The sequence below is a fragment of the Microbacterium sp. genome (genome assembly GCF_047971895.1).
Lineage (GTDB): Bacteria > Actinomycetota > Actinomycetes > Actinomycetales > Microbacteriaceae > Microbacterium.
In genome coordinates, this window is the sequence record NZ_JBKEAF010000038.1 from 1 (window position 1) to 18080 (window position 18080).

At 67.5% G+C, this 18080-nt stretch carries 19 protein-coding genes; 10 read left to right on the plus strand and 9 right to left on the minus strand.

Annotated elements, in window-relative coordinates:
* The 4 genes from ACK5IN_RS03725 to trxA all read left to right on the plus strand — a co-directional run.
* A partial coding sequence (locus ACK5IN_RS03725; protein WP_416894874.1) for a DUF6049 family protein occupies positions 1–1646 on the plus strand: 1646 nt, incomplete at its 5' end.
* Entirely contained in the window at positions 1643–3238 is a 1596-nt protein-coding gene (gene murJ, locus ACK5IN_RS03730; RefSeq protein WP_416894875.1) for a murein biosynthesis integral membrane protein MurJ, read from the plus strand. The genes ACK5IN_RS03725 and murJ, both read left to right, overlap by 4 nt.
* Before the next feature lie 62 nt (positions 3239–3300).
* A complete protein-coding gene (gene trxB / locus ACK5IN_RS03735; RefSeq protein WP_416894876.1) occupies positions 3301–4278 on the plus strand; it encodes a thioredoxin-disulfide reductase in 978 nt (325 codons plus the stop codon).
* 73 nt (positions 4279–4351) lie between these two features.
* Positions 4352–4675 carry a thioredoxin gene (trxA, locus tag ACK5IN_RS03740; RefSeq protein WP_416894877.1) on the plus strand — a complete coding sequence of 108 codons (324 nt, stop codon included), beginning with the start codon at positions 4352–4354 and terminating at the stop codon, positions 4673–4675.
* A 3-nt stretch (positions 4676–4678) separates the two neighbouring features.
* On the opposite strand, the gene ACK5IN_RS03745 is transcribed toward trxA, so the two are convergent.
* The 3 genes from ACK5IN_RS03745 to ACK5IN_RS03755 are packed head-to-tail and all read right to left on the minus strand — an operon-like array spanning position 4679 to position 7054.
* Positions 4679–5029, minus strand: a complete 351-nt coding sequence (locus ACK5IN_RS03745; protein WP_416894878.1) for a tryptophan synthase subunit alpha — start codon at positions 5027–5029, stop codon at positions 4679–4681.
* A gap of 25 nt (positions 5030–5054) precedes the next feature.
* Positions 5055–6026 carry a ParB/RepB/Spo0J family partition protein gene (locus ACK5IN_RS03750; protein ID WP_416894879.1) on the minus strand — a complete coding sequence of 324 codons (972 nt, stop codon included), beginning with the start codon at positions 6024–6026 and terminating at the stop codon, positions 5055–5057.
* Positions 6026–7054, minus strand: coding sequence for a ParA family protein (locus ACK5IN_RS03755; protein ID WP_416894880.1), 1029 nt, complete (start codon positions 7052–7054; stop codon positions 6026–6028). Before ACK5IN_RS03755 ends, ACK5IN_RS03750 begins: the two co-directional genes overlap by 1 nt.
* 586 nt (positions 7055–7640) lie before the next feature.
* On the opposite strand from ACK5IN_RS03755, the gene ACK5IN_RS03760 reads away from it, so the two are divergent.
* The gene (locus ACK5IN_RS03760; RefSeq protein ID WP_416894881.1) at positions 7641–7940 is read left to right on the plus strand and encodes a GIY-YIG nuclease family protein; all 300 of its coding nucleotides are present in this window, start codon (positions 7641–7643) and stop codon (positions 7938–7940) included.
* A gap of 386 nt (positions 7941–8326) precedes the next feature.
* On the opposite strand, the gene rsmG is transcribed toward ACK5IN_RS03760, so the two are convergent.
* Genes rsmG through rpmH form a run of 6 tightly spaced genes read right to left on the minus strand, consistent with a single transcriptional unit; the run spans position 8327 to position 11384 of the window.
* Complete coding sequence (rsmG, locus tag ACK5IN_RS03765; RefSeq protein ID WP_416894882.1) at positions 8327–8953, minus strand: 16S rRNA (guanine(527)-N(7))-methyltransferase RsmG; 627 nt, start codon at positions 8951–8953, stop codon at positions 8327–8329.
* A gap of 10 nt (positions 8954–8963) precedes the next feature.
* Positions 8964–9467 carry a protein jag gene (locus tag ACK5IN_RS03770; protein ID WP_416894883.1) on the minus strand — a complete coding sequence of 168 codons (504 nt, stop codon included), beginning with the start codon at positions 9465–9467 and terminating at the stop codon, positions 8964–8966.
* Positions 9468–9525: 58 nt separating this feature from the next.
* Positions 9526–10560: a membrane protein insertase YidC gene (yidC, locus tag ACK5IN_RS03775; RefSeq protein ID WP_416894884.1), complete on the minus strand. Its 1035-nt coding sequence runs from the start codon at positions 10558–10560 to the stop codon at positions 9526–9528.
* Between the two features lie 3 nt (positions 10561–10563).
* On the minus strand, positions 10564–10917 hold the full coding sequence (gene yidD / locus ACK5IN_RS03780; RefSeq protein WP_416894885.1) for a membrane protein insertion efficiency factor YidD: 354 nt from the start codon (positions 10915–10917) through the stop codon (positions 10564–10566).
* A complete protein-coding gene (rnpA, locus tag ACK5IN_RS03785; RefSeq protein ID WP_416894886.1) occupies positions 10914–11246 on the minus strand; it encodes a ribonuclease P protein component in 333 nt (110 codons plus the stop codon). The genes yidD and rnpA overlap by 4 nt, the downstream gene beginning before the upstream one ends.
* Positions 11247–11384 (minus strand): 50S ribosomal protein L34, encoded by a 138-nt coding sequence (gene rpmH / locus ACK5IN_RS03790; RefSeq protein WP_248242477.1) that lies wholly within the window; start codon positions 11382–11384, stop codon positions 11247–11249.
* Positions 11385–11569: 185 nt separating this feature from the next.
* Between rpmH and dnaA the strand changes: the two genes are divergently transcribed.
* The 5 genes from dnaA to ACK5IN_RS03815 all read left to right on the plus strand — a co-directional run.
* Positions 11570–13000: a chromosomal replication initiator protein DnaA gene (dnaA, locus tag ACK5IN_RS03795; protein ID WP_416894887.1), complete on the plus strand. Its 1431-nt coding sequence runs from the start codon at positions 11570–11572 to the stop codon at positions 12998–13000.
* Between the two features lie 428 nt (positions 13001–13428).
* Entirely contained in the window at positions 13429–14583 is a 1155-nt protein-coding gene (dnaN, locus tag ACK5IN_RS03800; RefSeq protein WP_416894888.1) for a DNA polymerase III subunit beta, read from the plus strand.
* A 43-nt stretch (positions 14584–14626) separates the two neighbouring features.
* Positions 14627–15742 carry a DNA replication/repair protein RecF gene (recF, locus tag ACK5IN_RS03805; protein ID WP_416894889.1) on the plus strand — a complete coding sequence of 372 codons (1116 nt, stop codon included), beginning with the start codon at positions 14627–14629 and terminating at the stop codon, positions 15740–15742.
* Positions 15735–16241: a DUF721 domain-containing protein gene (locus tag ACK5IN_RS03810; RefSeq protein ID WP_416894890.1), complete on the plus strand. Its 507-nt coding sequence runs from the start codon at positions 15735–15737 to the stop codon at positions 16239–16241. The genes recF and ACK5IN_RS03810 overlap by 8 nt, the downstream gene beginning before the upstream one ends.
* Before the next feature lie 111 nt (positions 16242–16352).
* Positions 16353–18080 (plus strand): DNA gyrase subunit B (locus ACK5IN_RS03815; protein ID WP_416894891.1); only part of this gene is annotated, 1728 nt, incomplete at its 3' end.

An 18080-nucleotide genomic window follows, 5' to 3' on the forward strand; every position in this document is an offset into this window, starting at 1 on the left:
ACCAGCGACAGGGCGTCCAGGTCGTGTCGACGAGCGTGATGATCGTCACCCGCGAGTCCGGTACCACTACGCCCGTGGGCGTGATCTTGCCGATCAGCGCCGGCGCCCACACCGCCGGGGTGCTCTCCGCCGACGAGCTCTCGGCGCTCACCGCGCCCGTCGGCTCGCTCACCGAGCAGCTCGCCGCCGTGTCGGGCACAGACGCGGTGCTCGCGGTCGACCCGGCGATTGCCGCATCGATCCGGGTGCTGGGCACGGCCGCACCCGAGTCGGCGGTCGCGTGGTTGTTGAGCCTCGATGCACTGCCCAACACCCGTTTCGCGCTGCAGTACGGCGATGCCGACGTCGCAACGCAGGTGGCCGCAGGTGTCGACGCCCCGCTGCAGCCCCTCTCGCTGCAGAGCTATCTGCGGGCGACCGACTCCCCCGAGGTCACCCCGTCGCCCGAGCCGTCGGCAACGGAGCCGCCCCCGGATCCGACGCTTCCCGGCCTCGAGGCCCTGCTCGACATCGGCGCCGCCCGCAGCGACCGGTACTGGCCCGAGGGGTCGTTCGTCGACCAGTCGGTTGTCGAATCGCTCGGCTCGCCGGAGGGCGGGCCGGCCGGCATCACGATCGTCCCGTCGTCGGCGGTCGGCGCCGGCACGGGAGCGCGCGTCGCCGTCGGTGAGACGGGTGCCGCAGCCCTCGCCTACGACACGGCGGTGTCGACCGCCCTCAGTGCGGCCGCCGCCACCGACGAGAACGTGCTGCGCGGGCACCACCTCGCCGCAGCAACCGCGTTGCTCGAGCTGGTCATGCGGGGGGCGGGCGACACCCCCGTGCTCGTCGCCCTCGACCGTGGCGCCGACCGGTCGCGCATCGCGCTTTCGGCGGCGATCCGCACCGCGACCGAGCTGCCGACGACCCGACCCGCGGCGCTCGTCGAGCTCGTCGACGCGCCCCCGCGCACGGTGACGGTCGGCGAGTCGGCGATCGATCCGGCGCGGGTGGCGCAGGCATCCACTCTGTTCGACGACGAACGCCGCCTCACCGCGTTCGCGACGATTCTCACCGATCCGACCGTGCTCACGGGGCGCGAGCGCGCCGAACTGCTGCAATTGCTCGGCGTCGCGTGGATCGCCGACGCGGCGGCGTGGATGCAGGCGGCCCGCGAGCATCGCGAGGCCACCACCACGACCCTCGGCGCCGTCTCGATCGTGCCGCCGAGCCATATCAACCTGTTCAACGCGAGCGCCCCGCTGCAGTTCTGGGTGCGCAACGAGCTGCCGTATCCGGTCAACGTCGTGCTGTTCACCACACCCGACGATCTGCGCCTCGACGTGCAGCGCGCGACGCCCGTCGACGATGCGATGCCCAACCGCAACACGCGCGTCGCGGTGCCCGTCGAAGCACGCATCGGCAACGGCGAGGTGACGCTCGACCTCGAGCTGCGCAGCGCCAACGGCGTACGCATCGGCCCCGCCGAGGCGGCAGAGGTGTCGGTGCGCGCCGACTGGGAGGGCATCGGCGTCACGATCGTGCTGGTGCTCGTGGGCGGCTTCGTCGCGCTGGGGCTCGTGCGCACGATCCTGCGGCGGCGCGGCGGCCGCAAGACGGAGGAAGTGGATGCTTCCGGCCCCCCGCCCGACGAGGAGTCCTCGTGAGCGGGGTCGGCCGGGCGAGCCTGCTGATCGGCGCCGGAACCCTCGTCTCGCGGGTCACGGGGCTGCTGCGGTCGATCGTGCTCGTCTCGGCGATCGGCGCCGCGGCGACGGCCGACGCGTTCTTCGTGGCCAACCAGCTGCCGAACACCATCTACATGATCGTGTCGACCGGCATCCTCACCGCGGTGATCGTGCCGCAGATCGTGCGCGCCAGTCAGGCCGCCGACGGGGGCTCGGCGTTCATCTCGAAGCTGTTCACGCTCGGCGCGGTCATCCTGCTCATCGTCACCGGCGTGTCGGTGGCCTGCGCTCCGCTGCTGGTGGATGCCTACGCCCCGGCGTTCCCCGACGATCAGCGCACCCTGGCGATCGCGTTCGCGTACTGGTGCCTGCCGCAGATCTTCTTCTACGGGTTCTACGCCCTCGTCGGCGAGACGCTCAACGCGCGGCGGGTGTTCGGCCCGTTCACATGGGCGCCGATCGTCAACAACGTCGTCTCGATCGCCGGGTTCGGGCTGTTCATCGTGCTCTTCGGCGGTGGGGAGTGGCCCGTATCCGCCGTCACGCCCGAGATGATCACGGTGATCGGTGCGAGCGCGACGCTCGGCATCGTGCTGCAGGCGACCGTGCTGCTGCTGTTCTGGCGTCACACCGGTGCGCGGCTGCGCCCCGACTTCCGCTGGCGCGGCATGGGTCTGCGCAACATCGGGCAGCTCGCCGGGTGGACCTTCCTCATGGTGCTGGTCACGCAGCTGGCCGCGCTCGTGCAGTCGATCGTGTACTCCACCGCGTCCGATGCGCACGAACCCGGCCAGGCGATCGCCGGCAACGCGGCCCTGCTGTTCATCCTCCCGTACTCGGTCATCGCCCTGTCGATCGGCACCCCGTATTTCACCCGGCTGAGCGAGCACGTCACCGCTGGGCGGCAGAGCGAGGTGCCCAAAGACGTCAGCGCCAGTGTGCGATCGATCACACTGCTCATCGTGATGTCGGCCGCCGCCCTGGCCGCCGCCGCCGTGCCCGCCTCGCGCGTGTTCACCACATCGTCCGACCAGGCCGTGCAGGCCGCCATCGTGCTCGGCGGGTTGCTCGTGGGGCTCATCCCGATCGGCATCCTCTTCACCGTGCAGCGCACGTTCTACGCGTACAACGACACGCGCACGCCGTTCGTTTTCACGCTCGTGCAGGCGGTGATCGCCGCAGGCCTCGCCCTGGTCGCCCTCTCGCTGCCGGCCGACATCCGCACCGCCGGTGTCGCGCTCGGCCAGTCGCTCTCGATCCTCGTGCAGGTGATTCTCGCGACGGTCCTGCTGCGGCGGGTGGTGGGCGACCTGAAGGTGCGCAGATGGATGCTGTCGCTCGCCCGGTTCGTGCTGGCCGCCGTGCCGGCGGGTCTGGTCGGGTGGGGCGTGTTCCTGCTGCTGGGCGGTGTCGGCGGGTGGACGACGTCGTCGCAACTGCTCGGTGCCGTGGGGGCGGCGATCATCGCCCTCGCGGCCGCGGTCATCTACGTCGCCCTGCTGTTCGTGCTGCGCGCACCCGAGCTGTCGGTGGCGACGGGCATGCTGCGACGGGTGCTGCCGAAGCGCTGACCCGGAATGCCGCGCGGCTACCATGTGTTGAGGTCGTCGAAGCTACGGAAGGGGCGCTCGCTGTGCGTCAGGTCATCATCATCGGATCCGGCCCCGCGGGGTACACCGCGGCCGTCTACGCTGCCCGCGCCAACCTCGAGCCGCTCGTCGTCGCGAGCTCGGTCGAAGCCGGCGGCGATCTGATGAACACCACCGACGTCGAGAACTACCCCGGCTTCCCCGAGGGCATCCAGGGCCCCGAGCTCATGGACAAGATGCAGGCGCAGGCCGAGCGGTTCGGCGCCGAGGTGCTCTTCGACGACGTCGTGTCGCTCGATCTGGCCGGGTCGGTCAAGACGGTGACTCTCGGCAGCGGCGCCGTGCACGAGGCATCCACCGTCATCGTCGCCACCGGATCCGCTTACCGCAAGATCGGAATCCCCGGTGAGGAGCGACTTTCTGGTCACGGCGTGTCGTGGTGCGCGACGTGCGACGGCTTCTTCTTCCGCGAGAAGACGATCGCTGTCGTCGGAGGCGGCGACTCTGCGATGGAGGAGGCCACATTCCTCACCCGCTTCGCGTCGAAGGTGTACGTCATCCACCGCCGCGACAGCCTGCGCGCCTCGAAGATCATGCAGGATCGCGCGTTCGCCAACGACAAGATCGAGTTCGTCTGGAACAGCGAGGTGCTCGACATCGTCGGCGACGACGCGGTCTCGGGCGTTCGACTGCGTTCGACCGTGGACGGCACCGAGAGCGAGCTCGCCGTGGAGGGCGTGTTCGTCGCGATCGGCAACGATCCGCGCGTGCACCTCGTGCACGAGCAGCTCGACCTCACGCCCGAGGGCACGATCGCCGTCGAGGGTCGCTCGTCGCGCACGTCGCTGCCCGGGGTGTTCGCGGCCGGCGACGTCGTCGACCCGACCTACCGCCAGGCTGTCACCGCCGCCGCCAGCGGGACGGTCGCGGCACTCGATGCCGAGCACTACCTGGCCGCGCTCGGTGCGGCCGGTGAGCCTGCCACCGAGGCCGCGGAGCTCGAGGATCACCCCGCCGCCTAGGAACAATCCGCGCGCCGCGCGCGTTTGACCGACTGAGACTTCCGGGCACGACGTTCGGGGACAAGGAGTTGACATGACCGCCAAGGCGACCACTTCCGCCACCTTCCAGCAGGACGTGCTCGAGGCCGACGGCCCTGTGCTGGTGGACTTCTGGGCCGCGTGGTGCGGACCGTGCCGCATGGTCGCGCCTGTGCTCGATGAGATCCAGGCCGAGAACCCCGACAAGATCACGGTGCTCAAGCTCAACGTCGACGAGAACCCCGACCTGGCCGCGAAGTACCAGATCACGTCGATCCCGGCGATGAAGGTGTTCCACAAGGGCCAGGTCGAGGCCACGATCATCGGTGCGAAGCCGAAGTTCGCGCTCGAGCAGGACCTCGCCTCGTACCTGACGTAGAGATCAGGATGCTTCGCCGGTGCGCACCGTCGCATCCCAGGTGCGGTACGCTTCGGCGTCGCCGGCGAGGCGCCACACGGCACGGGTGAGACCCGGGTACTCGAGCGCGATCTGACGCAGCATCCGGAAGTGCGCGGCGCGCGTGGGCCGCGTTCCGCCTCCGGCCGTGATCAGCTCACCGCGCAGCGTCAGCACGACGAGTTCGTCGACCGTGGGCAGATCCTCCATGAACTCCCACGGATCCTCCCCCGCCCGCAGCCGCTCGTACACGATGACGTCGCGTTCGTCGGCGGCCTCCGCGCGCAGCACCTCGAGGCTGGCGCGTCGGCGAAGCGGAGTGTCGTGATCGGTCACCCCTCCAGCGTAAGCGCCTCCCGGTTCAGTTTTCGCCGTAGCCGGGTTCTCCGATCTCGGCGAGGATGCGGTTCAGATCTCCGATCGTCGCAAAATCGATCGTGATCTGGCCTTTTCTCTGTGTCAAGGCGACCTTGACACGAGTATTCAGACGATCGCCGAGTCGCTCGGCGACCTCGTCGAGGTGCCCCCGGCGAGCGCCGGCCTGTGGCTTCGGGGAGCGCCGGCCCGAGGCATCCACTCCCTTCGCCACTGCTTCAGCGGCACGAACCGAGAGGTCCTCGTCGACGATCTTGTCAGCCAGGCGCTGCATCGCGTCGGCGTCGGTGAGCGAGAGGATCGCCCGCGCGTGACCGGCGCTCAACACGCCAGCGGCAACGCGCCGCTGCACCGGAATCGGCAGCTTCAGCAAACGTATCGTGTTGCTGATCTGCGGGCGTGAACGACCGATGCGGGTCGCAAGCTCCTCCTGGGTGATGCCGAAGTCCTCCAGCAGCTGCTGGTAGGCCGACGCCTCTTCGAGTGGGTTCAGCTGCGACCGGTGCAGATTCTCGAGCAGCGCATCGCGCAGCAGATGTTCATCAGAGGTGTCGCGGACGATCGCGGGAATGCTCTGCAGCCCTGCCTCGCGCGCGGCCCGCGTACGGCGCTCGCCCATGATCAGCTCGTGGGCACCGTCCTCGTTGATGCGCACGACGACGGGCTGCAGCACACCGAACTCGCTGACCGAGTGCACGAGTTCGGCGAGGTCGTCTTCGTCGAACACCGTGCGCGGCTGCCGCGGGTTCGGCACGATCGTATGCGGATCGATGTGCATCAGGTGCGCGCCGGGCACGGCGATCAGCTCTTCGACCGTCTCGATCGACTCTGCCGTCACGGTCGTCGCGGCGGGCGCGGAGGCGCCGCTGAAGAACACGTCGGCTGGCCGCGCCTCGGTCTGTTCCGAGGTAGGAATCAGTGCGCCGATGCCGCGGCCCAGTCCTGTGCGCTTCGCCATCAGCGCGCTCCTTCTGCTTGTGTGGCGCGGGCGCCACGCTGGATGATCTCGACGGCGGCCTCGCGGTAGGCGACGGCACCGGCCGACTGCGCGTCGTACGCGATGACCGTCTGGCCGAAGCTCGGTGCTTCAGAGACCCGCACCGACCGTGGGATGACGGTCTGCATGATCTCCTTCGGGAAGTGCGAACGCACTTCCTGGGCGACCTGCTGGGCGAGGTTGGTGCGCCCGTCGTACATCGTGAGGAGGATCGTCGATACCTGCAGGTCGGGGTTGAGGTGCTTCTGGATCATGCGCACCGTGCCGAGCAGCTGACTGAGTCCCTCCAGCGCGTAGTACTCGCACTGAATCGGGATGAACACCTCGTGCGCAGCCACGAATGCGTTGATCGTGAGCAGTCCGAGCGACGGCGGGCAGTCGACCAGCACGAAGTCGAGCTCGGCGCCGTTCGTCGCGAGGTACTCGTCGAGCGCCGTGCGGAGTCGATGCTCGCGAGCGACCTGCGACACAAGCTCGATCTCGGCGCCCGCAAGGTGGATCGTGCTCGGCGCGCACAGCAGATTCGGCGACTCCGGGCTGGTCTGGATGATATCCGACAGTGGAAACTCGTCGATCAGCACGTCGTAGACGCTGGGGGTGTCCGCGCTGTGCGGCACGCCGAGTGCCGTCGACGCGTTTCCCTGCGGATCGAGATCGATGACCAGCACGCGCGCACCGACGGAAGCCAGGGCCGCTGCGGTGTTCACCGTCGTGGTGGTCTTGCCGACGCCGCCCTTCTGGTTCGACACGGTGAGCACGCGTGTCTTGTCTGGCAGGGAGATGTGTGCGCTCTCCAGCGCCCGTCGACGGGAGGTGAGGTCGGCGAGCTCACGCGCCAGCGGGGTGTCGATCTCGAAGTCGTCGGATGCCTCTGGTGAACTGCTTCCGCCCCGCGCGCTGTCCTCGCGGTTCCCGAGCCCGTCGAGGGACCCCGAGCCTGTCGAGGGGTGTTTCACGTGAAACGGGGGGTTCTTCGCGTGCTCGTTCATGCCACGCACCACTCTAGTCGAGGCCCCCGTCGCACCCGCCGCCCAACCCCATCGAGAACTCGTCACATATGACACCCACCTCGACAGGCTCGGGCGAGGCGTTTCACGTGAAACAGGCCGCGCCTCGACAAGCTCGGCGAGCAGGCACTGCCCTGCTCCACTCCCCGAGCGTGTCCGTCGCTTCCCGAGCGTGTCCGTCGCTCCCCGAGCGTGTCCGTCGTCCCCGAGCCTGTCCGTCGCTCCCCGAGCCTGTCGAGGGGCGTCTCGACAAGCTCGACGATCGGTCTGAGGCGTTTCACGTGAAACATCTGCCACCTCGACGGCTCGCCGAGCGGGTGTACCAGCTCGCCAAGCGGGTGTACCAGCTCACCGAGCCTGCGAACACTGCCTCGCTCCCCGAGCGCTGCGAATGGTGCTTCGCTCCCCGAGCCTGTCGAGGGGCCAAGCCTCGGCTCCCCACGCCTGTCGTCCCCGCGGTCTCCGAGCCTGCCGAGGGGACTCCTCCACAACCAGGCACACTCGTCACCTGTCCACATTTCCCGAGCATTGGCGCATCGAAGCATGGCACACCAACCACGCTGGAGAGATGGCCTTTGTCTACATACTGGAATGCAACGACGGCACGTTCTACACCGGCAGCACGCGGAGAGACCCACAGCACCGTGAGTGGGAGCACAACTTCGACCCCCGGCGAGGCGCGAACTACACGTGGGAGCGCCGGGCGGTGCGGCTGATCTACACCGAGCAGTTCGAGCGCATCGATGATGCGTACAACCGCGAACGACAACTCCATGGGTGGGGGCACCGCAAGAAGGCCGCACTCATCGAGGGGCGCATCGGCGACCTCAAGGCTGCCGCGAAGAGCGGCGGGGACACCGCTCAGTGAAGGAATGTTTCACGTGAAACGCCTTGACGAGCTCGGGGACCGCGGAGCGACGGGCTCGGGGAGCGAGTGGGGGAGGTGAGCCCAGCGTGGCGCGGACGCAGGCCGGTCGCCGAGCTTGTCGAGGCGCCCCTCGACAGGCTCGGGGAACAGACCGACAGGCTCGGGGAGCAGACCGACAGGCTCGAGGCGCCCCTCGACAGGCTCGGGGAACAGACCGAAAAGCTCGGGGAACCAGACGTCGCCTGCTCGCCGAGCGGTTGAGCCCGCCAACAACGCAGTGCACCGCCCGCCGAGCTTGTCGAGGCGCGGGGCGACAGGCTCGTGGCCCCTCGGCAAAGCTCGGGAACCGCGGCGGGCCGGGGGTCAACGGCGTTTCACGTGAAACATCAGCGGACCGTCGCGCGGAATACGCGCGTCGGCTCGGCCACGACACCCTCGCCGACGACCTCGACTCGAACATCCGACAGTTGGAAGCGGCGGATCTGCTTCTGCGCAGCCTCGACCTCGGCAGCGGCGTTCGCGCCCTTCATCAGGACGAGCGCTCCGCCGCTGCGCACGAGCGGCGCCGTCAGTGGGATCAGTGTGCGCAGCGCACTCACAGCTCGCGCCGTCACCGCGTCGAGCGACCCGCGGCCTGGCCAGTCCTCGGCGCGCGCGCGCGCCACGGTCACATTGTCGAGCCCCAGCTCGGCGACCTGCTCGTTGAGCCAGGTCACACGGCGCTCCATCGGCTCGATGAGCACGAAGTCGACGTCAGGTCGTGCGATGGCAAGCACCAGTCCGGGCAGACCGGCACCAGACCCGACATCGCCGACACGACCCGAGAACAGTGGCGCGACGATCGCACTGTTCACGATGTGCCGGCTCCACAGACGGGGCAGCTCTAGCGGCCCGATCAGACCCCGAGGCTCGCCGTGTTCGGCCAGCGCCGCTGCGAACGCCCGCGCAACAGTGATCCGGTCGCCGAACACCGCGGCAGCGGCATCCGGTTCCTGTTCCACTCTCTCTGTCACTGCGCCGACCTCAGGCGCGACGGATGACCGTGTGTCGATCGGCGCCTTCGCCGTACGACTCCGAGACCAGGCCCCGCTCGGCCACGACATCGTGCACGAGCTTGCGCTCGTAACTCGACATCGCCGGCAACGACGCCTGGGACGCACCTTCGTCCAGCCGCTCCACAGCCCGGTCGACCAGGTGCTCGAGCTGACTGCGCCGGGCGTCCCGTGACCCCCCGATGTCGAGGATCAGCCGCGAGAATCGGCCCGTGCTCGACTGCACCGCGAGCCGTGTGAGCTCTTGCAGCGCCTGCACGGTGTCGGGGTCGGACAGCGGAGACAGCGACCCCGCCTCCTCCGCCTCTACCGAGACGTATGCGCGCCCGCCGCGCACGTCGAGCGACAGGTCACCTTCGAGGTCGGCGATGTCGAGCAGCTCCTCGAGGTAGTCGGCGGCGACATCGCCTTCCTCTTCGAGCTGTGCGACAGTCGCGGTCTCGCGCGGGGTGGTATCGGTACGTGCGTCAGACATGTCTCACCTTGTCACTGGGTTTATCGTCGGTGGGTCCATCGAAGCCGGGGAACCGGGATCAGGAATCCGATCCGGCCTGACCGGTCGGCCGGTTGCCCTTCTTCTTGGCCCGCTGCTTGCTCATCGGCTGCTGCCGCTTGGGCGCCTGCTTCTTGGCCCGCTCGGCCTCTTCGAGCAGACGCTGCTGCTCGGCCTCGTACTTGACCATCGGAACGACCTTGCCGTTCGCGTCGATCGCCTTGCCCTTGCGCGCCAGGCGCTCTTCGCGCTGCTTGGCCGCCTCGGATCCGGGCGTGGGCATCTCGCGGATGACAAGGAACTGCTGGCCCATCGTCCACAGGTTCGAGATGAACCAGTAGATGACGACACCGAGCGGGAAGAACACACCCGAGAAGATGAATCCCAGCGGCAGCACGAACAGCATGATGCGCTGCATCTGGTACGCCTGACCGGTCTTGGCCTCGGGGGAGAGGTTCTTCGAGATGATCTGCAGCTGTGTGTAGAACTGCGACGCGATCATCAGCACGACGAGCGTGATCAGCAGGATGATCGCCGCCGTGTTCTCGGCCTCGAACGCGTCGATCAGAGTGTCGTGCAGAGACACGACGCCGAACAGCTTCGCATCGTAGAACTCCTTGGTCAGCTCGGGGGAGAGCAACCCGACGCCACCGAGACCTTCGCCGGCGTTCACCTTGATCGAACTCAGCACGCTGTACAGCGAGAAGAACACCGGCATCTGAATGAGGATCGGCAGACAGCTCGAGACCGGAGTGGTGCCGTGCTTCTTGTACAGCGCCATGGTCTCGCGACTCATCGCCTCACGAGAGAGCTGATCGCGCTTGCCTTTGTATTTGGCCTGCACCTTCTTCAGCTCAGGTGCGATCTCCATCATCTTGCGCTGCGACTTGATTTGCCGCACGAACAGGGGAAAAACCGCGGCGCGCACCACCACGACGAGCCCGACGATCGACAGTACCCAGGTGATGCCCTCGGCGCTTCCCATCCCCAGCGCGGTGAGCAGCCAGTGCCAGGCGACGAGGATCAGCTCGACCACCCATTTCAGTGGCCAGAGGATGATTCCCAAGAAATCCACGGATCAGTCCTTTCCAGGGGTAGGTACGACGAACCCGTGGCGGGTCAGAGCGTAACGGAAGTTCCTGCGCCGGGGCACGTCGTCGATACCGCCTTCGGCCCACGGATGGCAGCGTGCCAGCCTTCGGGCGGTGAGGCCCGAGCCGACGATCGCACCGTGCTGCTGCACCGCGCCGACGGCGTACGCCGAGCAGGAAGGATAGTACTTGCACACATCGCCGTAGACGTGCGAGATGGTGGCGCGATACCCGTGCAGAAGGGCGAGTGCGAGGTTGCGCGGAAGCAGTGGGACGCTGCGCAGAAGATCGGATGCCTGCAGCGTGGCGTCTCCGCGAGCGGTCGACGGCAGCACGCTCATGCCGCCCTCCTCAGGCACCGGTGCACCTCGGCGCGCAATGCGGAATAGTCCGCATTCGCGATGGACGGCAGGGCACGGATGACCACATCGGTTCCGGCGCGCACACCGGACAGAGCCTCGGCGCACACGGCCTTGAGCCGACGGCGCACGGTATTGCGCACGACAGCGGTGCCGACCTGCTTGCTCACGATGAAACCGAAGCGAACGGAGTCATGCTCGGACGAGGCCAGAACATGCGACACGGTGTGCGCACCGGCACACCGTGTTCCCCGTCGGACGACCGTCTTGTAGTCGGACCCGCGGGTCAGTCTGTTCGACCTTGCGAGCACCTACGCAGAGAGTTCGGTGCGGCCCTTGGCGCGGCGAGCCGAGAGGATGGCGCGGCCGGCGCGAGTGCGCATGCGGGCGCGGAAACCGTGCTTCTTGGCGCGACGGCGGTTGTTGGGCTGATACGTGCGCTTGCTCATGAAATCACTCCGGAGGATTGGTCACCGGGAACTCTGCGACCGGAGACGACGTGGACGGGACTTGCCCGCAGGCAAAGTCAACCGATTAAGGCTACGTCGTCTTTCCGATCATCGCAAACCCGAATCGACTCTCGCGCACTAGACTACGGTGGTTTCAGGTCGTTATCCACAGGCACGGGGGGGCCATGTCACCGCAGGACGAACCAGACGTACCGATCTGGTCGGCGGTGCTGGACGTCCTCGCCGATGACGAGCGGGTCTCGCCGCCCATGCACGGCTATCTCGACCTCGCTGTGCCGCAGGGCGTGATGGGCGGCATCCTCTATCTCGACGTCTCCAACGATCTGACGGCCGCACAGCTGAACAAGCGCATGCGCACCTCCATCCTCGAGGCCCTGGCGAAGGCAGACCCCGCGGGCGAGGTCACCAGCTACCGGGTCGTCGTCAACCCGGAGCTCGACGACGCGCACCTGGCGGCACCCGAGCGAGAGTCGCAGTCGGCGGTGATGTCCGACCCGGGCCCGCGACCGGTCGACACACCACCGGCGGCGACGATCACGGCCGGCGACGCCGCGGCATCCCGTTCCGACACCCGGCTGAATGCGAAGTACACGTTCGACAACTTCGTCATCGGCCAGTCGAACCGCTTCGCCCATGCGGCCGCAGTGGCCGTGGCAGAGGCCCCGGCCAAGGCCTACAATCCGCTGTTCGTCTACGGCGACTCGGGGCTCGGCAAGACCCACCTGCTGCACGCCATCGGCGACTACGCGATCAGCATGTACCCAGGCATCAAGGTGCGGTACGTGTCGAGCGAGGAGTTCACGAACGACTTCATCAACTCCATCGCCAACAACCGCGGCTCGGCCTTCCAGGCGCGCTACCGCGAGGTCGACATCCTGCTGATCGACGACATCCAGTTCCTGCAGGGGCGCGCCGAGACGCAGGAGGCGTTCTTCCACACCTTCAACACGCTGCACGATCACGACAAGCAGGTCGTGATCACCAGCGACGTGCCGCCGCGGCAGCTCACCGGCTTCGAAGACCGTATGCGCAGCCGGTTCGAGTGGGGTCTGATCACCGACGTGCAGGCGCCCGACCTCGAGACACGCATCGCGATCCTGCGCAAGAAGGCGCAGAGCGAGCGGCTGCAGTTCCCCGACGAGGTGCTCGAGTACATCGCCACGGTGGTCTCGTCGAACATCCGCGAGCTCGAGGGCGCCCTCATCCGGGTATCGGCCTTCGCGAACCTCAACCGCTCGACCCTCGACATGTCGCTGGCGCAGACCGTCCTGCGCGACATCGTCGACCAGGACGACGCGAACATCGTCTCGCCGACCGACATCATCGCCGCGACCGCCACCTACTTCACACTCACCGTCGACGACCTGTACGGCTCGAGCCGCTCGCAGGCCATCGCCATCCCCCGACAGATCGCCATGTACCTGTGTCGTGAGCGCACGAACCTATCGCTGCCGAAGATCGGCCAACTGTTCGGCGGGCGGGATCACACCACGGTCATGTACGCGTACCGCAAGATCAGCGATCTCATGCGCGAACGGCGATCCATCTACAACCAGGTCACCGAGATCACCACTCAGCTCGGCCGCACCCGCTGAATCGCGGGCCCCAGCGAGCACCTCGCCAATATTCCCCGATCCGCGCTTGACACGGTCGGGCGAATACCACTAAATTTCCGTTCTTCACAGTGTGGACAAGCTGTGGATAACTGTGCATCGACGCCCTCGGAATGTGAATGGATCCGGATGCCTTGTGGAAACCGGGCCACCTGGCATCCATCTGCTCTTCACCTCGCCGACACCCGCTCCCCACCGGGTCCACATCTCACACGCGTGTAGTTTCCCTGCAAACACCGGCATCGGCCGAGTTCTCCACAGTTCCCACAGGCGTTAACACCATTAACCTTCTCTTCTTTTATGGTCCATCGATTCGATGACCGTAAGCGAAAGCAGGATCGGCTCTGCCCTCCGCGGCGCCGGGCACTAGCATGGGTAGCCCATGGCCCCACGATGACAAGGGAGTGCCGGTGAAGTTCCACGTCAACCGCGATGTCTTCAGCGAAGCGGTCTCGTTCGTCGTCAAGCTGCTGCCGCAGCGCAACCCGCAGCCGATCCTCGCCGGCGTGCTCATCGAGGCGACGGACGAGGGACTGTCCCTGGCCGCGTTCGATTACGAAGCGTCGGCCCGCACCGTGATCGAGGCGACCGTCGACGAGCCCGGCACGATCCTCGTGCATGGCCGGTTGCTGTCCGAGATCGCCAGTCGCATGCCGAACGTGCCGATCGAGGTCACCGCGGGCGACGATGGAGCCATCGCGCTCTCGGGCGGATCTGCCCGGTTCACCCTCGCGTCGATGCCGGTGCAGGAATACCCGGCGATCCCCGAGGTCACCGGCGAATCGGGTCTGGTCCCCGCGGAGGAGTTCGCGACCGCGATCGCGCAGGTCGCCTTCGCCGCGTCGCGCGACGATGTCACCCCGGTGCTGACCGGCGTACAGCTGGAGGTCAGCGGCACGCAGCTCAACCTGGTCGCCACCGACCGTTACCGGGTCGCGCTGCGTGACATCCCATGGGACGGTGGATCGGCGGCCGGTGACGAAGGCACCAGCGCCCTGGTGCCGGCGCGCACCCTGCAGGAGGTCGGCAAGACCTTTGCGCACGGCGGCGACATCTCGATCTCGTTCTCTGGTGCCGGCGATCGCGAGATCATCGCCTTCACCGCGGGCAACAAGACCGTCACCTCGTTGCTGATCAAGGGAAACTTCCCGCCGGTGCGGCGGCTCTTCCCCGAGCAGACCGAGCATCACGCCGTCGTGAACACCGCCGACCTGCAGGAGGCCGTGCGTCGCGTCTCGCTCGTGCTCGACCGCTCCGCCCCGCTGCGGTTCACCTTCGCCGAGGACGCGGTGACGATGGATGCCTCGGGCAGCGAGCAGGCACGGGCATCGGAGTCCGTCGAGGCGCACCTGCTCGGCGGCGACGAGGTCACGCTCGGACTGAACCCGCAGTACCTGCTCGAGGCGCTCGGCGCCGTGCGCAGCGAGTTCGCGCGCATCACTTTCACGCCGACCGACAACGCGAACAAGCTGAGCCCTGTGCTGATCACCAGCCAGACCTCGGTCGACCAGGCCGGCACCGACACGTTCAAGTACCTGCTGCAGCCGAACCTGCTGCTGCGCTGACCGTCGTCTCCGGCGGTCGCACCCGCTCATTAGGGTGGGAACGATGATCGTGGAGCGGCTTGGACTGGTCGACTTCCGCAACTACGCGGAGGCCGATGTCGTGCTGCACTCCGGCCCGAACGTGTTCATCGGCCGCAACGGCCAGGGCAAGACGAACCTCGTCGAGGCCATCGCGTTCCTGGCCACACTCGGTTCGCACCGGGTCGCCACCGACGCGCCGCTCGTGCGGGAGGGGAAGGATGCCGCGTTCGTGCGCGCACGCCTGGCCCACGGGGAGCGGTTACTGACGCTGGAAGCCCAGATCAACCGGCAGGGCAGCAACAAGACGCGCATCGGCGGGTCGCCGGTGCGCCCCGCCGAGCTTCCGCGCCACGCACATGTCGTGCTGTTCGCCCCGGAGGACCTGCAGATCGTGCGGGGAGACCCGTCGGCGCGACGCAGGTTCGTCGACCAACTGCTCGTGCAGCGCGCCCCGCGGTTCGCCGGGGTGATCGCCGACTACGACCGCGTGCTGCGGCAGCGCAACGCGCTGCTGAAGTCAGCCCGGGCGCGAGGCATCCGCGGTGACGCACTGACCACCCTCGACGTGTGGAACGACAAGCTCGTCGCACTGGGCACCGAGCTGATCGTCGCGCGTGCGCGGCTCACCCGCGAACTGGCCGAACCCGTGCACGTCGCGTACACGGCGATCGCCGGTGAAGATCACACCCCGGAGTTGGAGTGGATGCTGTCCGTCGGCAACGCAGACGACGTCGAGCACGCGTTTCGCACCGCCCTCGGTGCGAAACGCACCGAGGAGCTCGACCGCGCCGTCACCTTGGTTGGACCGCACCGCGACGACCTGCTGCTGCGCGTGCGCGGTCTGCCCGTGAAAGGGTACGCGTCGCACGGTGAATCGTGGTCGGTGGTGCTCGCGCTGCGGCTGGCGAGCGCCGAGCTGTTGCGCGAGGACTCCTCCACTGGGGATCCGGTCGTCATCCTCGATGACGTGTTCGCCGAGCTCGACGCCGATCGACGCGCACGTCTGGCGGGGCTGGTCGGCGGCTACGAGCAGGTGATCGTGACCGCAGCGGTCGATGCGGATGTGCCGTCGGAACTGCGGGCGAACGTGGTCCGGGTGCAGGCCGGCCAGATCGTGGAGGGCGAGATCGATGAGTAGCGGCTCGGCGGGTTCGGCACCTGAGGGCGCCGTGCCCGAGACCGTCGCCACCTACCTGCGGCTGCGGGGTCTGCCGGCGTCGGCGCGCACCCTCAAGCGCCGGCGTCGGCGCGCCGACGACGAGAACCAGCCGTTCACCGCGGGCCGGGACCCGCGCGGTCTCGGCGATGTGATCTCGAACCTCACTCGGGAGGCCGGATGGGACGGCCGGCTCTCACAGGAGGATCTCGTCCTGCGCTGGGCGGAGGTGGCGGGAGCCGAGACAGCGCAGCATGCGCAGCCGGTCGCCCTGGCCGATGGTGCGCTCACCGTGCAGTGCGATTCGACGGCGTGGGCCAAGCAGCTGCAGTACATGCGGGCGCAGATCCTGACCCGCATCACGACCGACCTTCCCGAGGCGGGGATCGTCAGCATCCGATTCGTGGGGCCGGACGTACCCTCGTGGAAATGGGGCCGCAGAGCCATTCCAGGGCGCGGTCCGCGCGATACCTACGGCTGAACGACCATCGGGGCCGTTTCTCGGGCTTCTGAGCCGTCACAACGGCGTCTGAGGGGTTTCTCGGATAGAATGGCGGCGATCCGAAAACCGAAACGGGAGCACTCGAATTCCATGACGTCATCTGCCTCTGACAGCGCTCTCGAAGCACCCAGGAAGACAGCCGGGGAATCCGCTCTCACCGACTACGGGGCCGATGCCATCCAGGTTCTCGAGGGTCTCGAGGCGGTGCGCAAGCGGCCCGGAATGTATATCGGCTCCACCGGTCCTCGCGGTCTGCATCACCTGGTCTACGAGATCGTCGACAACGCGGTCGACGAGGCGCTGGCCGGGTTCTGCGACACGATCGTCGTCACGATCCTGCCCGGCGGCGGCATCCGGGTGTTCGACAACGGGCGCGGCATCCCGGTCGATCCGCACTCGTCCGACCCGACCAAGTCCACCGTCGAGGTGGTGCTGACCGTGCTGCATGCCGGTGGCAAGTTCGGCGGCGGAGGGTACGCGGTCTCGGGCGGGCTGCACGGCGTCGGCTCGTCGGTGGTCAACGCACTGTCCACGCGGTTCGACGTCGAGGTCCGCCGCAAGGGCCACGTCTGGCGCATGTCATTCGAAGACGGCGGCACGCCGCTCGCTCCGCTCGCCCAGGGTGAGGAGACGGATGAGACGGGCACCGTCGTCACATTCTGGCCCGACGCCGCGATCTTCGAGAGCGTGCACTTCGAGTACGACACGCTGCGCACCCGCTTCCAGCAGATGGCGTTCCTGAACAAAGGTCTGCGCATCGACCTGATCGACCAGCGCACCGAATCTCTTGAGCAGGTCGAGGCCGACGGCGAACTGGTCAACCGTCAGCCGGAGGAGTCGTTCCTCTATGAGCGCGGGCTCGTCGACTACGTCGAGTACCTCAACCACGGCCGGCACGCCGATGTCGTGAACGACCAGATCATCGAAGTCGAGTCCGAAGACACCGACCGCAAGATCGCCCTCGAGCTGGCGATGCAGTGGACGACCAGCTACAGCGAGAACGTCTTCACGTACGCCAACACGATCAACACGCACGAGGGCGGCACCCACGAAGAGGGGTTCCGTGCGGCGCTGACCACCCTGGTCAACAAGTACGCGCGCGCCAAGGGGCTGCTCAAGGACAAGGACGACAACCTCTCGGGCGACGACGTGCGCGAAGGGCTCACCGCGGTCATCTCGGTGAAGCTGTCGGAGCCGCAGTTCGAGGGCCAGACCAAGACGAAGCTCGGCAATACCGAGGCGAAGGCGTTCGTGCAGAAGGTCGTCGGCGACCAGCTCGGCGACTGGTTCGAGCGCACGCCCGACCAGGCCAAGCTCGTCGTGAAGAAGGCGATCGACGCCGCCACGGCCCGCATCGCCGCTCGCAAGGCACGCGAGACGGCACGCCGCAAGAGCGTGTTCGAGTCGGCATCCATGCCCGACAAGCTCAAGGACTGCACGTCGAAGGATCCTTCGATCAGCGAGATCTTCCTCGTGGAGGGAGACTCAGCCGGCGGCTCGGCCGTGCAGGGGCGCGACCCGCACACCCAGGCGATCCTGGCGCTGCGCGGCAAGATCCTCAACGTCGAGCGCGCCCGGCTCGACAAGGCGCTGGCCAACAACGAGATCCAGGCGATGATCCAGGCGTTCGGCACCGGCATCGGCGAGGACTTCTCGCTCGAGAAGGCGCGGTACCACAAGATCGTGCTGATGGCCGATGCCGATGTGGACGGCCAGCACATCGCGACGCTGCTGCTGACCCTGCTGTTCCGCTACATGCGGGGGCTCATCGACGCCGGCTTCGTCTATCTCGCAATGCCGCCGCTGTACCGGCTGAAG